The organism is Thermogemmatispora sp. (assembly GCF_019683755.1).
In the GTDB taxonomy this organism is placed as follows: Bacteria; Chloroflexota; Ktedonobacteria; order Ktedonobacterales; family Ktedonobacteraceae; genus Thermogemmatispora.
Window position 1 is genome coordinate 1 of record NZ_JADGHT010000087.1, and the last position, 14834, is coordinate 14834.

10 protein-coding genes are annotated in these 14834 nt (G+C 60.1%); 4 read left to right on the plus strand and 6 right to left on the minus strand.

Features of this window, described 5'->3' with window-relative positions; genetic code table 11:
- The 3 genes from IRZ24_RS08125 to IRZ24_RS08135 form a co-directional block, all read left to right on the plus strand.
- On the plus strand, window positions 1–205 hold a 205-nt coding region (locus IRZ24_RS08125; protein ID WP_297162296.1), incomplete at its 5' end, for a hypothetical protein.
- A 147-nt stretch (window positions 206–352) separates the two neighbouring features.
- Window positions 353–1912 carry a radical SAM protein gene (locus IRZ24_RS08130; protein WP_297162299.1) on the plus strand — a complete coding sequence of 520 codons (1560 nt, stop codon included), beginning with the start codon at window positions 353–355 and terminating at the stop codon, window positions 1910–1912.
- Window positions 1913–2036: 124 nt separating this feature from the next.
- Entirely contained in the window at window positions 2037–3737 is a 1701-nt protein-coding gene (locus IRZ24_RS08135; protein WP_297162302.1) for a hypothetical protein, read from the plus strand.
- Window positions 3738–3903: 166 nt separating this feature from the next.
- On the opposite strand, the gene IRZ24_RS08140 is transcribed toward IRZ24_RS08135, so the two are convergent.
- The 6 genes from IRZ24_RS08140 to IRZ24_RS08165 all read right to left on the minus strand — a co-directional run bounded on the left by IRZ24_RS08140 (window position 3904) and on the right by IRZ24_RS08165 (window position 12832).
- Window positions 3904–5193 carry a hypothetical protein gene (locus IRZ24_RS08140; protein WP_297162305.1) on the minus strand — a complete coding sequence of 430 codons (1290 nt, stop codon included), beginning with the start codon at window positions 5191–5193 and terminating at the stop codon, window positions 3904–3906.
- A gap of 52 nt (window positions 5194–5245) precedes the next feature.
- On the minus strand, window positions 5246–6154 hold the full coding sequence (locus IRZ24_RS08145; RefSeq protein WP_297162308.1) for a carbohydrate ABC transporter permease: 909 nt from the start codon (window positions 6152–6154) through the stop codon (window positions 5246–5248).
- A gap of 100 nt (window positions 6155–6254) precedes the next feature.
- Window positions 6255–7217 carry a sugar ABC transporter permease gene (locus IRZ24_RS08150; protein ID WP_297162310.1) on the minus strand — a complete coding sequence of 321 codons (963 nt, stop codon included), beginning with the start codon at window positions 7215–7217 and terminating at the stop codon, window positions 6255–6257.
- A 254-nt stretch (window positions 7218–7471) separates the two neighbouring features.
- The gene (locus tag IRZ24_RS08155; RefSeq protein ID WP_297162314.1) at window positions 7472–8860 is read right to left on the minus strand and encodes a sugar ABC transporter substrate-binding protein; all 1389 of its coding nucleotides are present in this window, start codon (window positions 8858–8860) and stop codon (window positions 7472–7474) included.
- A 269-nt stretch (window positions 8861–9129) separates the two neighbouring features.
- Complete coding sequence (locus IRZ24_RS08160; RefSeq protein ID WP_297162318.1) at window positions 9130–11598, minus strand: hypothetical protein; 2469 nt, start codon at window positions 11596–11598, stop codon at window positions 9130–9132.
- A gap of 91 nt (window positions 11599–11689) precedes the next feature.
- On the minus strand, window positions 11690–12832 hold the full coding sequence (locus tag IRZ24_RS08165) for a LacI family DNA-binding transcriptional regulator (protein ID WP_297162321.1): 1143 nt from the start codon (window positions 12830–12832) through the stop codon (window positions 11690–11692).
- A 522-nt stretch (window positions 12833–13354) separates the two neighbouring features.
- Between IRZ24_RS08165 and IRZ24_RS08170 the strand changes: the two genes are divergently transcribed.
- A complete protein-coding gene (locus IRZ24_RS08170) occupies window positions 13355–14761 on the plus strand; it encodes a hypothetical protein (RefSeq protein ID WP_297162326.1) in 1407 nt (468 codons plus the stop codon).
- The last annotated feature ends 73 nt before the right edge of the window (window positions 14762–14834 follow it).

Here is a 14834-nt window from a genome sequence, read left to right on the forward strand (position 1 = left end):
CTGGATGACTCAGCACAATCTGTTGGAATACCACAAAGCCCAGCGTCGCCTCCTGGAGCGCCTGCTGGCCTTGCCCCTGGAGGCCGTACCGGCAATGACGCAGCTCGTGCGAGAGGACTGGCGCCAGCGCGGCCTGACCGGGCGCTATCCTGAATTAGAGTATGCCTGTGAGGAGGTCGCCCAACTCGTGCGTGTGCCCGGCTAGCCGGTAATGCTCTGGCGGAGAAAGGCCCCATGCCCCGCTGATCCCATTAATCCACAGGCGTCAGGCGTTGTCGCTGCCAGTCTTGTAGTGCGGTCCTGACTGTGACACTTGCTATCACTCAGTCTCTCAGCGAGGTGACACGCCCGAATGAACGTCTGGGTCGATCTTGAGCCAGTGTGGAAAAACTCTCCGGAGGCATGGACCTCTGACGATTGCGACGAAAGCGGTGAGTGCGGCCTTGGCGATCGCGCAGGGCTGCAGGCAGAAGAGAGGCCACTCTGTTACCAGGAACAGTCTTCGCTACCTGAGAGCGATCTCTGGCCTGCTGGTTCTGCCCGATTATATATGCCTGCTTCTCTCTATTGGCAAGAATGCTTGCCCGGACACTGGCTGGTCTGTGACCCCGAGCGGCTGGCGACTTTCCACCTGGCCGTTTGCGATGACGAGACCCTGGCTCTGCTCCGCTTCTTTGAGCAGCCAGCCTCGCCCGCCGAGGCCGCTCGGGCTTTCTCCCAGGTATCCGCTGAGGCCCTGCTCTCGCTGCTGCGCTTACTGATCAGGCTGGGCTTGCTGCTGCCTGTGGATGGGAAGCCGGTCCGAGGCTTCTCGCGCAGACAGGAGGGCGAAGGCATGGCGCTCTCCGCCTGGCTGCATATCACCAATGCTTGCAATCTGGCTTGCCAGTATTGCTACGTGCGCAAAAGCGCTGAGCATCTCCCTGAAGAAACAGCCAGACGAGCTGTGGAGGCCGTCTTTCGTTCCGCTCGACGCCACGGCTATCAGGCGGTGCGTCTGAAGTACGCTGGTGGAGAGCCAACCTTGCGCCTGCGCCAGGTGCTGGCGCTGCATGACTATGCTCTCACTTTGGGAGAGCAGGCGCGCATCAGAGTAAGCGCCTCCTTGCTCACAAATGGCGTGGCCCTGAGCGAACGAGCCATCGCCTCTCTGAAAGAGCGAGGCATCAGGGTGATGCTCTCGCTCGATGGCCTCGGTCAGCAACATGACCTGCAGCGCCCCTTTGTGCACGGTCAAGGTTCGTTCGCCTATGTTGAGCGCGCCCTGAAGCGCTTGCTGGCCGCAGGCTGGCCTCCTGCTGTCAATGTGACGGTCTCCCGACGCAATCTTGCCGGTTTGCCCGCCCTGCTCGAGTATTTGCTAGCGCTCGATTTGCCCTTTACTCTCAGCTACTACCGTGAGAATGATTGCGCTACTAATATTGAATATCTTCGATTTGAGGAAGAGGAGATGATAGCGGGCATGCGGGCCGCTTTTGCGGTGATTGAGAGCCGGCTACCTCGTCGTCGCTTGTTCAATGCGCTGCTCGACCGAACTCATCCCGGACATGCCTCCCCCTACGCTTGTGGTATGGGGCGTCACTATCTCGTGATTGATCAGCGCGGTGGCGTAGCGCCCTGTCATGCTGCGCTCTCGCAGACGGTCACAGACATCGCTGCCGAGGACCCGCTAGAGATGGTGCGTCGTCCTGCTCAGGGGCTGCGTGCTCTTCCGGTCGATGAGAAAGAGGGCTGCCGAAGCTGCCGCTGGCGCTACTGGTGTGCCGGCGGCTGTCCTTTGCTGACGTATCGTCTGACTGGACGACTCGATGTCCGATCGCCAAATTGTGGCATTTATCAAGCGCTTTTCCCTGACGTGCTGCGCCTGGAGGCGCTCCGGGTACTCAAATATGGTACGCCGCTTGTTTTCTAGCTGCAGCTAGCTGCAGAGAGGGCACGCGGTGCACTCTTCCCCGCGCTCTGCGCTAAGCCCCATCGTCCTGGGAGCGCAGAATGTGGGCTTGCCGTGCGGCTGAGCCGGCAGAGAGGAGGAAGCGATGGAAGCAGAGAAGCCACTTGCTCTCAGGCAACTGGCCCGGCTACTCGACCTGCGCAAACGGCGAGGGCATCCGCCTTATCGTCTGGTGCTCACCCTGGCCGCCAGCCTGACCGCCGAGATGCGCAGAGCAGTGTGTCACAGCGAAAGCTGGAGCGATTTCCGTGCTTACCTGCATCAACTTGGTCCACGTGATCGTCTTAGCCTGCTGGAGCATGCACTCTCTGGGCGTGAGATATGCCAAGATCTGGAGGGCTATCGGGCCCTGGCTCGCCTCTGTAAGCAGGGCTACTTTACAGTGATCCTGGCGAGCGAGATTGATACGCTGCTGGAGCGGGCCTTTGCCTCCGAGGGAATAGGGCCAGAGCAGCTTTGTCAGCTCGTGCTTGGTCGCGAGAGCGAAGCCTATCTTCTGGAGAAGTTGAGAGAGCCTACGCGTGAGCGTGGCATCCTTCTGGTGCGGCTCTTTGGCAGCCTCGAGGCCGGCATTCTTCTGCCCAGCTTCCCCGATCTGCTGGAATTTCGCTCTCCGCTGCGTGAGATACTGGAGCGCGAACTCAACGAAGATCTGATTGTGGTAGGATCTCCTGTTCAGGAAGATGCCATCCTACGTCTCTTGAGCGCTACCAGCCAAAGCGGCATCTATTATGTAGTGCCGGAGCATCCCTCTGAAGATGATCGGTTGCTCCGAATTATCCAGGCGCGTCATGGAAAATGGACTCCGTTCCTGATCAGTGGACCCTATGGGCGGCCTGCTCTCTTTTTTACCGAGCTAGAGGCTCTGCTCTCCCCCGGACGGGCTATCGAGGTCAGAGTAACCGAGCTGGCGGGACAGCGCTCAGCTCCAGCGGCCATTGCACCTCAGCAGCCCATCGGGCCGTACCCTCTCTCTACCTCTCCCTCAACTCCGGCTGCGCTCCCCATCGGAAGCGGGCTAGCGCTGCAACCCAAGCCCCAGGCTGATGTACTGCTGGTCACTGTTACTGAGGTTGAAGCCCTGGCCGTACTGGCGCTCTTTCCTCAGTTTGAGCGCCGATATATTGGCCAGAAGACCTACTATCTTCTGGGCGAGGTAAGCGGTACCAGTCTGGTCATGGTGCAGTCTGAAATGGGTCAGGGCGGTACTGGCGGCTCTCTTCTCACCGTCAGTGAAGGCATTCGTCACCTACAGCCGCGGGCGGTGATCATGGTCGGCATCGCCTTCGGTCTTAAGCCCGAAGAGCAGCGGATTGGTGATATCCTGGTAGCGCGCCAGATCCTGGCCTATGAGTTGCAGGCCGTCGTCGCCCACGAAGGCCGACGCAGCGTATATCCGCGCGGTGACCGTATAACGGCCTCACCATTATTGCTAGATCGCTTTAAGAGCGGCGCCAAGAGCTGGCAAGGGCAGCGTGTTCAGTTCGGTCTGCTACTTTCTGGTGAGAAGATGATTAATGACAAGGAGTATCGTGATCAGCTCCAGGCCTTGGATCCTGAAGCCATCGGCGGCGAGATGGAAGGGGCTGGCCTATGTGCGGCGGCTCAGCGCTACAAAGTTGATTGGATTCTTGTGAAGGCTATTGCCGACTGGGCCGATGGCTTCAAGCACGTGAACAAGGAGCGGCGGCAGCGCAAGGCTGCGAGTAATGCGGCCCGTTTTACTCTGCATGTACTGGCTCAAGGGGGGCTGGCTCCTGGTCAGGATCAGGCAGAGAGCTTCTGAGGAATGCGCCTGTCCTTCGTTGCGCCTGGAGGCACATTCCTGGAGGCTCAGCCCTCCCTCGTAGCCTCGCAGACATGGCTGCCCTCGTTTTCATCGGCGTTTCTCCCGGCGTCTTTACTGGTCTTGCTAGCGACGCGCAACAATTAGTCTGCTTATTCTTCGCCTATCAACCAGTCTCGGCCAGCAACTGAGCTGCAGCCAGCATGACGGCAGCGGCGGTCCAGGCCTGAACCTTGCAGGCGCGTGTATAGACGGCCAGCACCTCAGCGCCGCCCGTAGTAGGTGTCAGAATCCATTCCGGTGGCAGCACGCAATAGAGTTCAACCGGCGAATCGAAGAGGAGCAGCGCCTCCAATAGACGTCGACTGATCAGACGTGCCTCGCGATAAAGGCCCATGCGCCAGAGAGCGGAAGCAATAATCGCATTATCGAAGGGCCAGACGGTGCCACGGTGGTAGGAATACGGGTCAAACGCATAGGAAGTGCGAGAAAGCGTACGAATGCCCCAGGAAGTCAGCAGGTCTGGCTGGAGCAGGCGCTCTGCGGTCTGAGAGGCATAGGGTTCCTCCAGAGCGGCGCACCAGAGCAAATGCCCCATATTGGAAGCTACCAAAGGAATGGCCTGCTTCTCGGGAGAGAGTGCCATTGCGGGACAGCGTTCCGCGGGGAGCCAGAAGCGGAGCAAGCCCTGGCGCAGGCGCTCACTACGCTCCTGCAACTCGCGCAAGAGAGCGGCCTCAGCCCCCGCCGCCTGGAGCAGGGGCCGGATCTCACGGAAAGCGGCCAGAGCATAGCCCTGCAGCTCGACCCAGGCGATCGGCGGCTCGGGAGGTGCCCCATCTTCGAGCAGCAGGGCATCGTTACTGTCCTTCCAAACCTGATTCCGCAGTCCCAGGCCACGCGGCTGGCGCGGCAGCACTTCGACCAGCCCGTCATCGTCTACATCGCCGTACTTCAATGTCCAATGAAGTGCCGCCAAGATATGAGGCCATAGCTGCTCGACCAACTGCTGCCCACCACTGACCTGCTGCCAGACTGTGGCGGCGGTGATCAGAAAGAGATAAGTGGCGTCCACCGAACCATAGTAACGACCCTCCCATAGTGGCCAGGCTCCCTCGGGCCAACGGCGCGGTTCCGGCCAATACTCGTGAATAATCTTGCCCGGCTGCTCCTCATTCTCGTCACGCTCAGTGGTACCCTGTGTTGCCGCCAGCGCCTGCAGGCCATGTGCAGCCAACTCAGCAGCCCAGGAGGCCAGCGCCTGATCGGTCGGGCGCAGACGTGCAGCCTCCAGCACCAGCAGCACTGACCAGAGCGTATCACGTCCAAACAGAGCATGATAGTGATCGCTAGCGCTGCTAGCGTGCAATCCTGCGGGCGTCCGTAGCTCATCCAACCAGGCGCGTCCTCGCTCTAACCAACGGACAAGAAGAGCAGTCTGTTGCGACTCGTGCATAGACTCCACCACAATAGCATTGCGAAGATCCTGTTGTCGTGCCAGCGTATCTCTATCTACCGGCTAGGCCCGATGTGGCCAGACCCTGGATAAAGTAGCGCTGGAAAATGAAGAAGATGATCACCAGAGGCGCAATAGAGATCATTGCGCCTGCCAGCACTAGATTGTACTGAGTCACATAGTTGCCTTTGAAAAAGGCCAGGCCCACCGTCAAAGTATAGTTCTCCTGGTGGGACATCACGATCAGCGGCCAAAGAAACTCATTCCAGGCCCCCTGAAAGGACAGGAGCGCTACCACAGTCACCGCTGGGCGCACCAAGGGAAAGATAATCTGCCAGAAAGCGCGGAAGCGTGAGCAGCCGTCAATCAGGGCCGCTTCCTCTAGCTCGCGCGGTAGCGTCTTGAGGAACTGCGTCATGAGGAAAACTGAGGTTGGCGTGACCATGGCCGGCACAATCAACCCGCCGTAGTTATCAGTCAGGCCCAGGGTATAAGCTACCAGGAACTTCGGGATCAGAATGAGCTGTGTGGGGATCATCAAGACCGCCAGTGTCAACAGATAGAAAAGGTTCTTGCCGGGGAATTCCATGCGGCCAAAGGCGTAGCCAGCCATTGAGGCCAGCAGCACATTAAGAATGGTTACGGCCCCAGCGTAGATGATCGAGTTCAGAATGTAGCGCGGAAAGAGTTGTGAACCGCTCAAGATAAAGCGGTAATTGTCGAGGGTCGCCGGGCTGGGCAGGAGGCTCGGCGGCCACGAGAGAACTTGCGCGTAGGTCTTGAAGGACGATGAGAAGGCGAACAAGAAAGGAGCCAACGAGAATAGCCCGTAGCCGATCAGTACGATGTAAAGCAAGATGCGACCCGGCTGCACGGGTAGGGGAGGCCGCCGCCTCAATGAGATAGCCACTGCTGGCAGAGGCGCCTTTTCCGCTCTGGCCAGGCCTCCAATCGTACTCATAGCTCTTATTCCTCCTCTCTCTTGCTGACTTGCCGAAGAGACAGGCCAGGCGCGATCTGCTCCACCTGACTCGGCTCTCTCTGTGCCAGCCTAACTGGCACTAGTATTGAATGTTGACATCGATATAGCGCTTCTGCAGCAATGTGACCGCGAAGATGATGATGAACAGGACAAAGGCTTGAGCGCAGGCCAGTCCCATCAGCGACTTCTGAAAAGCCGTGTCATAGATCACCATCGCCGCTGTCAAGGTTGAACGGAGCGGGGCCCCACTGGCTCCCTCCATAACAAAGGCCTGATCGAACATTTGGAAGGCTCCGATTGAGCCAAGCGCCACAACAGCGAAAGTGGTCGGGCGCAGGAGCGGTACTGTAATCTTCCAAAGCATCTGCCAGCTATTGGCCCCATCCACGCGAGCGGCCTCATAGAGCGTTGATGGAATGTCCTGTAGAGCTGCCAGGTACATCAGCATAAAAGTCGGGGCCGTCGTCCAAATGTTCAGCAGCATGATAGCGGGTAGAGCGGTCGAAGGATTCTCCAACCAGGCCGGTCCCTGGATATGGAGCAGCGAGAGCACATAGTTGATGCCTCCCTGGGGCTGATAGAGCCAATAGAAGATCAGAGAGATAGCCACTGAGGAGGTCATGGCCGGCAGGTAAAAAATGGTACGGAAGAAGCTTCGCCCGCGTACTCTCTGGTTAAGCAGGAGCGCCAGAAAAAGCGCCAGAATCGTCTGGAGCGTCACGACGCCGATCGTATACTCGACACAGTTACGCAGACCGACAGCGAAGTCGCCATCATGGGTCAGATCGTACCAGATGTTCAAGTAATTACGGAAGCCGTAAAAGATCGGCGCTGTAAAACCGAAGTCGACGTAGAAAAAGCTCAAAGTGAGCGCGGTAACAATGGCGATCAGCGTGAAGACGATCAGCACAAACAGATATGGAGCCAGGAAGGTATAGGCGGTTAGCGTCTCTGTCAGCTTGCGCCGGTTTATCTTGAAAGGCAGAAGGCGACGCGTTCCATATGGGCCGTCCGGTTGAGCTTTCCTTACTGACAGTTGCATGATCAAAGCTCCTTGCTTTACAAACAGGCCAACTAACCTGGGAAGCAGGGGTAAGGGCACGGCTCATCGGAGATGAGGAGAGCGAAGGGTCGGAGCCAGGCCGGCGTGGAGGCCTGGCGACGGCGCAGCAGGCCTGGCGGCGCTCAGCAGCTAGCTTATGCTGGCTGCCTTCCTTCCGTCTTTCCTTTCCCTCGCTCTCCTGCTCGCACTCGGGATCAGGGCGCTTGCGATGCGCAGACGCCAGCGGCTAAGAGCTAGGGAGCCACATTCTGCTCTATCCAGGTATTGACCTTCTGAGCCGCTGCGTTGAGAGCGTCAGCAACCGATTGCTTGCCGAGCATAATCGACTGCAGGGCATTGCTCACATCGCTGTGAATCTCCGTATCAGCCACGCCGTAGAAGTCGGGCTGACCGTAGGAAGCTCCATCCTGCAGCACCTTGACCCCCGGATTCTGCTGGAAGTAGGAATCAGTGGCCAGCGAGGTCAGGGTAGGCAGGGCAAAGCCATTGTGCAGGACCTGTGTTTGATACTCGGCGCCGGTCATATACTTAATCAGCTCCCAGGCCATGCCGGGATACTTGGTACCAGAATAGGCGGCCCAGGCATTGGTGTAGAGCAGGTTGCCGCGCTTACCGCTTGGTCCGATAGGCAGCGGCGCGATTCCATACTGGACCTTGGGATAGTTCTGGGCCAGGAAAGGAATCATCCAACCGCCTTCCAGGGTCATGGCCACCTGCTGCTTTCCAAAGGCATCGCCGTCCCAACTGGCCCCGACATCGCCGGGCATCACGCCAGTGTGGTTCAGCTCGAAGGAGGTATAGAACTCTGCCGCCTGAATGCCAGCTTGACTATTAAAAAGGGCCTGCTTGCCGTCGGCAGAGACCATCTGGCCACCGCTGGCGAAGAGGAAGGCCCCCCAACGCGAAGCATCGGCGGGCAGCGCGATGCCGTAGACGCTATTAGCCGGGCTGCTGCCGCGCTTTGTCAGCTTCTGAGCAGCGTTTTTCAGGTCGTCCCAGGTCCAATTAGAGGGATCACCAAGGCCGGCCTGCTGGAAAAGCGTCTTATTATAAAAGAGGCCAAGCGAGTTCCAGTCCTTGGGAATGCCAAAGACCGTGCCATCAGCGCAATCGAAGTCCTGCATCAGCGATGGGTAGTAGGTTGAAGGGGAGACGTGATCGCGCGCCATGTAGGGGCTAAGGTTGAGCAGTTTGCCGGCAGGGATATACTCCTGTGCCATTGGCGGCTGCAGATAGAAGACATCGGGCACGTTGCCGCTGGCGACGTTAGCGCGCATCTTGGTAGCGTAGTCCCCGGGAATAGGCGTCCAGGTCACCGTCACGTTGGGATGCAGCTTCTCGAAATTCTGGAGACCCTGCTTGACAAGCGCATCCTCCGCTGGTGTCGAGGCCCAGCCAGCCACAACCAGATGGATCTGGCCAGTCTCGGGGCTGGCTGCTGTGGTGTTGGTGTTGCTTGGGCAGCGCACCAGGGCGTTTTTAGGCCCTGTCACGCTGGCACCGGTTCCGCTGGTCGTGCCTCCACCGGTGCTGCTGCCGCCGCCGCAGGCGGTGAGGAGGGCGACGAGAGTGAGGGCCATCAAGGCACTCCACAGGCTCTTTTTTCTCGCTTTGCTTGACATCGGTGAACTCCTTCGTTTGCTCTCATCGGCTACTCTACCGATCTCTCTGTCAGCCGCGTCAGGCGGCGCGGCTCCGTGGGCGCCAAGATCGTTGAGCGTCCGCCGCAGCTCACCTCGGCTGAATCTGACAGATCTGGGGCCAGATAGGGGGAACAGGTCAAGCACAAATGCTGTCACTGTTCTGCTCATAGGTTCTTGCATCTTTGCAAGAAAGACTGATTAAAGATAATTGATAAGCAGATAGAGTAATTCAGGTACGCCAGCTTTGCTCACCTCCTATGGTAGGGATCAGCCGTGGCGGCAGAGACAGACCAGCGTACGAGCAGCTCATAGGTAGTCGCCTGCTGCAAGGCCGGAGCAAGCCAGATCGTGCGCCCCTCGAATCCGGTGAGCTGGACCGGACGGAGCGTCACGGGCCTGCCATTCAGGCGAGCCTCGCGAACGTGCTGGTCGGGCGAGAGTGCCAGGCCGGGCAGCAGTTCCCAGTTTGATTCGCTGATTGTGAGCTGGACGTACAGGCTATCTGGTTCTACGGTCAGCTCGACATCAAGAGAAGCGGAGGCCACAGGGATGCGGCGCAGGCTGACTCGAGGCCAGGTGCTGGGTGGTTGAGGGATGCAGAGCAAGCGGCGTGCAGCTACCTGGGGGCGGATACCAAAGAAATAATGGACCACTGGCCAAACGATGCCATAGCTTGACCAAAGCTGGAGGAAGCAACCGCCATCAGGTGCATACTCGCTCAGTGTTCCTGGTGAAGCCAGGCCAAAGGCGGTGCTCATCCGTTTCATCCAGGCCAGGGCCTGATCAGGGCGACCGTAGCGAGCTGCGCCGGCGGCCAGGGCGCCAGATGGGAGGGTCATGACTGCCCGATTGCGCCGGGCATTGAGCACCAGACCGTAAGTCTCCTGCCACTCGGGCGTCTCAAGGCGTGTCAGCAGCGAGTGGGCCTGAGCGGGCGAAGGCAAACCGGCGTCCAGAGCCAGAGCCTGGACCATATGGTAGAGCAGCCAAGGGCGAGGAACATCCTCTATCTGGCAACTAACCGGGTTTGCCGTTGTAGCCTGCTCAGTGAGCGCCTGCTCTAGGGCTATTGCTGCTTCCTGCATGGCTTGGGCCTCGGCCTTCCATGCCTCAGCGGAGGCCGCCGTGGCCCGTGCCTGTAGCAGGGCCTGATGCTGGCGCAGGCTGGAGGGTGGAGCGTAGAGATCGCCGAAGAGGCCCTCGCGTGACAGCCACCAGGCGTCGCGCACATGGGCGCGAGTCTGCGCGGCGCGCTGGCGCAGTTCGGTAGCCAACCCAGGGTCATGCAGTTCCGTGGCCAGGGCGGCGAGGCAATCGAGAGCCTCGACCAGGTAGGCAGCCACATCTAGCGCCTGCACGTCATCGCTAGCCATCTCCGGCGTCTCTACAATGCTCTTGCCATGGGGAACCAGGCTAGCGCGCCGGTCGCAGTCTGCCAGCGGCCAGGTGCGCAGGGCCTGCAGGCAGAAAGGGAACAGCTCTGCCAGCAGGCTGCGGTCTCCCGTCCAGCAATAGGTATGGTAGAGTGCGCGCACAAAAAGCGGCAGCTCCACCAGATTACCGCTCGCCCAAATCTGACCATAGGGGAGCACTTCATGAGGTACAGCGCTGTGGGAGTCGCAGCGTTCGCCGAAGATGGCCAGGGTGCGCAGACTGGCCACGGCTGCCGCGGTCTGACCGGTGGGCAACAGTGGCAGCACCCCGTAGGCCGTGTCGCAGCCGAACCACCAGGGGAAATCGGGCAAACCGGCCATCAGGCCGGTGCCGATGCCTGGCACCTCTAGTAGTAAGCGTGCGGTATTGGCCTTGGACCAGGCGAAGACCTCATTGAAGGTCGAGTCGGGCGAGGAAAGAGCACAGTGCTCGAAGGGGGAGAGAAACTCAGCGCGGGCGCGATGCTGAGCTTCGACGAGCACGGGCGTCAGGCCGCCTGAGACCTGTTCTCCCTCTGTCAGGCGGGCAAAGAGGTTGGCAGCCGACCCCGCGGAACGCGCGGGGCCGGTGATGAGGAAACTGAGCTGCGCCGATCCAGCGGGAGAGATCTGGCAACGGTACCAGAGCGCGGCGCCGGTGCCGCGCCCGCCAGTGCGCTCCGGTCCCCAAATCGCGTCACCTACCTGCCAGGCGACGGGGGCGACGGTGGCTCCTACGCAGGCTGTCCACGTAGGATGGAGCGCGTCGCGCAGCACGACGGCGGCCAGTTCCTCATCATAATCGGCCAGATCTTGCCCGTCGTGCCACCCAAGGCGTTCCTCGGCCATCCAGGCGCCGTGCAAATCGCTGCGCACCACTAGGCCGCAAAGCACCTCGTTGACCGTTGTCCCTGTCAGGTGTGGCTGCGCATTGAGGCTCAATTGGAGCACAAGGGCGCTCTCGTCAGGTATGATCCATTCGCAGCGTTCGATCGAAAGGCCCAGGGTCGGAAGCGTGTAGCTGAGGGTCACGCCGGCGGCTGTCCATTGCCAGCGCTCGGGATGAGTCAGCCAAAGTACTTCCTTGCTTGCAGGGAGACGCAGCGCAAACCAGTAGCCGTCAAGCAGCTTGAGCGGCGGAGCCCACAGGCCCCCCATCTCGCCTGGTTGGTGCCAGCCGATGTCAGGAAAGCTGCCGTCCAGGGTGGCGATCGTATAGAGGCGCCGCCCGCTGAGAGCGTAATAGCGTTTCCTATCAGGGATTGCCTGTATAGCTGGACCTATTTGCTGATCCTTATCGTACACAGTTTCTTTCTCCTCTTTGACGATACTGGTGCTGCTTCTCTGGCCTGCAAAGTACGAAAAGCTGCTACTTTGAGCGCTGTGTCGGCTTGCATCAATAGCCACGCGTTGAGGCGCGTATGATCAACTCTGGTTGTAGGAAGACATGTGGCTCTTCTGGTGGAGTCCCGCGCAAGACGGCGCACAGCAGGCGCACCAGGATGCGCCCCACCTCATTGATGGGCTGACGTAAGGTAGTGAGCGGAGGTGTCAAGTATGAGCCTAGTCCAAGGCCATCGAAGCCGATCACGGAGAAGGCTGGCCCGACCTGAACTCCGGCGTCAAGGGCTGCCCGCATCACGCCAACGGCGAGCACATCGCTGATAGCAAAGATGGCCGTTGGTGGCTCTTCCCAAGAGAGCAGTTGCTGTGTGAGCAGATAGCCGTCTTTCTGAGAGATGCCACTTGGAATACAGAGACGTGGATCGTAAGGCAGGTTGGCGCGAGCCAGGGCCTCACGATAGCCGGCGCGCCGATCACGCTCCCAGTGGTAGGTGTCTCCTCCACCGATGAAGGCGATCCGTCGGTGCCCTAAGCTGATGAGGTGCTCGGTGCCGATCCTGGCCCCGCTACGGTTGTCAACTTCGGCCCAGGGATAGGGATAAAGGCGGGCCGCGGCGAGGTCTTCGGCAGAGCGACCAAAGAGTACGTGTGGATAGCGATGACGGCAAAGATAGGCAAGGCGATGATCGTCTGGGCGCAGGTCTGTAAGAATCACGCCATCCGCATGCCGGCCACCAAGAATGCGCTGGTAGACGGCAAGTTCGCGCTCGCCTTCTTCGGCTCGTACCAGGAGAACATCGAAATGGTGATTGGCGGCCTCGTCCGCGATGCCGGCGAGTAATTCGACCAGGAATGGATCGGCGTTTCCTGCACCGGCATCCAGGTTGAGGGCGCGTGAAACAAAGGCAAGCGTGTCGGTACGTGCATGATTAAGATGGCGGGCGCTGGCGTTGGGCACGTAGTTAAGCTGCGCGGCTAGATCCCGAATGCGCTGACGTGTGGCTTGCGGAATCGAGGGGTCGTCGCGTAAGGCACGCGAAACGGTGGATTTGTTGACACCTGCCCGCCGGGCAATCTCCGCCAGTGTGGGCCGCGCCGTGTTCAACTCGAGCAGTGTCTGGCTCACTTGTCCGTTTGATTGCCGCGGCTCGCTCGGGCCGGCATTTGCTGGGTGCTGCTCCTCCTGTGTGGTCATCAGAGACCCCCTGACCGCTTTCTCGTCGCTTGTTGGGCCGGTCGCCGCGTTGCGATCCGTTGCCCTGCCTCTCTCGCCGCTTGGCCTTTCACTATGCAACCGGTTGCGTTGGCTTATTGATTAGATACCATACAGAGCAGTTGTCTGTCAAGATGGAAACCGGGACAAACCACGGGACGTTTGTGGGGCTAGTGGGGTGCCACTGTGCTCTTTTTTAGCCTCTTGTCCCTGCTCTCTCGACTTCATCGCTCTGTCCAGTATATAATTATGAGGATATTTGAACAAAAATTCGATTGTAGTGTCGATCTAGCGACTGACTGCCTAGGAACGAATGCTTATGAGTTCAATGGGGGGACCAGGATGATAAAGCCGTTTTGTGAGCAGGGTGAGGCTGAGGTGCAGCCAAATCCTGCAACGATGGAAGAGGCGCAGCTCTTATCGGATCAGCAAGAACAAAGTGGAGATCACTCTGAGAGGGCAGGCTCACTGATGCTTGAGAGGCGGGAGGAGCGGATGCCGTCGATGCTAGGCCGGCTGGCTGAGATTGATCTGGTGGCCTTGGACGCGGCGGTGGCGGTGGGAGCAGCCGGGGAACGGGCCAGGCGGCTGCTGGCCAATCGCCGACGGATCTCCCCGACGCGTCCCGCTCACCTGCTGCTGCACGCACACAATCCTCACGAAGAGGACCAGGCGAAGGCCGCCGCGGCGCAGCTCGCGCCGTTGGTCGCGGCGGTCCATCTGCGACGTCTCAGGAGTCGCAGTGAGGTGGCACGAGAGGCCCTGCGCCTCCATCAGCAGCTCTGGCCGGACGTCCCTGAGGCTCAACGCAAGCCACGCCTCCTGCTGCTGATTCGCCGTGGGGGAGCTGGCACGCCCCAGTTCATTGCGCCTTTCGTGGGAGGCGCTGGCACGACCTGCGGGGCCTGGACGCCGATCGTCGCCTACCGTCGGGGCCGGCAGACCTGGATCGCTGGGACCCGGTCGCCAGAGGAGGAGCGAGGAGCCGAGCCGATCCGGGGCTTCTTGCGCGGCAACTACGCACAAGGGGTCTGTCCGGTCGAATGCAGCTTCTGTTACCTGCGTGGCCTGCAGGGGATGGGACTCAAAAGCGTGGCCCTCAACCTGGAGGAGGTCATGCCGGAACTCGACCGGCTGCCGCAGGGCAGCGTGGTCAACTGGGCGGAGCTGGGCGGTCCTGTCGAAGAAGATCCCTGGTTTGTGGATGAGCACGGGCGTGGCTCGCTGGTGCAGACCATCCTGGATCTGGCCAGCGCGCGCGGGATCGTCTCCTTTTTCCTGACCAAGGGGGTCTACGAACCCTACCTGCAGCTCGAGGGCCGGCTGGCCCTGGTGGCGATCAGTCTGAACCCGGCGGCGATCTCGGCGCAGTTTGAACCGGGCGGGGCCCCGCCGGAGGCCCGCCTGCGCGGACTGGCCTGGGCCATTGATCATGGGGCCTTTGATCACACGATCCGACTGGGGCCGATTATTCCGGTGGCGGGCTACCGCGCGGCCTACCACGAGCTGTTTGCGCAGATCCGCGATATCCTGGGGTCGCGGCTCAAGCGGATGACCGTGGACATTCTGCGCTTTTCGCCGCAGATGCCGCGGGTACTCAAGGCGAGCTTGCCCGAGGAACAGGTGGCGCCGTTGCTCGCTGAGCTAGAGCCGGAGGTCGTGGCGCACAAGTATCGTCCCTCGGCGGTGCGGCAGCAGCGGCTCTATCGCTGGGTGCGGCTGCTCTTGGAGCGCTATGATCTCGGGCAGGTGCAAACCACCCCCTGCAAGGCGGATCCAGGGGAGGCTCTGCAGTTCCTCAAAGCCGGGGTGATCAGCAGCATGCCCTGCGCCTGCCACATCAGCTATCGTCTCCGTGCTCAGCTACAACGCAGCCCGCTTCCTATCATCAATCGCACTCTACAGAAGTAGCATTTTAGTGCTCGCTTGATTATCTTAGGATATTTCACTTGTCAAAGAAACTATCATTAGGTATACTCTAAAG

What these genes read in the sequence shown, in the direction of transcription:
- IRZ24_RS08130 (WP_297162299.1), top strand. Translation starts at nt 353, where the DNA reads ATGAACGTCTGGGTCGATCTTGAGCCAGTGTGGAAAAACTCTCCGGAG.
- IRZ24_RS08135 (WP_297162302.1), top strand. Translation starts at nt 2,037, where the DNA reads ATGGAAGCAGAGAAGCCACTTGCTCTCAGGCAACTGGCCCGGCTACTC.
- IRZ24_RS08140 (WP_297162305.1), bottom strand. Translation starts at nt 5,193, where the DNA reads ATGCACGAGTCGCAACAGACTGCTCTTCTTGTCCGTTGGTTAGAGCGA.
- IRZ24_RS08145 (WP_297162308.1), bottom strand. Translation starts at nt 6,154, where the DNA reads ATGAGTACGATTGGAGGCCTGGCCAGAGCGGAAAAGGCGCCTCTGCCA.
- IRZ24_RS08150 (WP_297162310.1), bottom strand. Translation starts at nt 7,217, where the DNA reads ATGCAACTGTCAGTAAGGAAAGCTCAACCGGACGGCCCATATGGAACG.
- IRZ24_RS08155 (WP_297162314.1), bottom strand. Translation starts at nt 8,860, where the DNA reads ATGTCAAGCAAAGCGAGAAAAAAGAGCCTGTGGAGTGCCTTGATGGCC.
- IRZ24_RS08165 (WP_297162321.1), bottom strand. Translation starts at nt 12,832, where the DNA reads ATGACCACACAGGAGGAGCAGCACCCAGCAAATGCCGGCCCGAGCGAG.
- IRZ24_RS08170 (WP_297162326.1), top strand. Translation starts at nt 13,355, where the DNA reads ATGCTAGGCCGGCTGGCTGAGATTGATCTGGTGGCCTTGGACGCGGCG.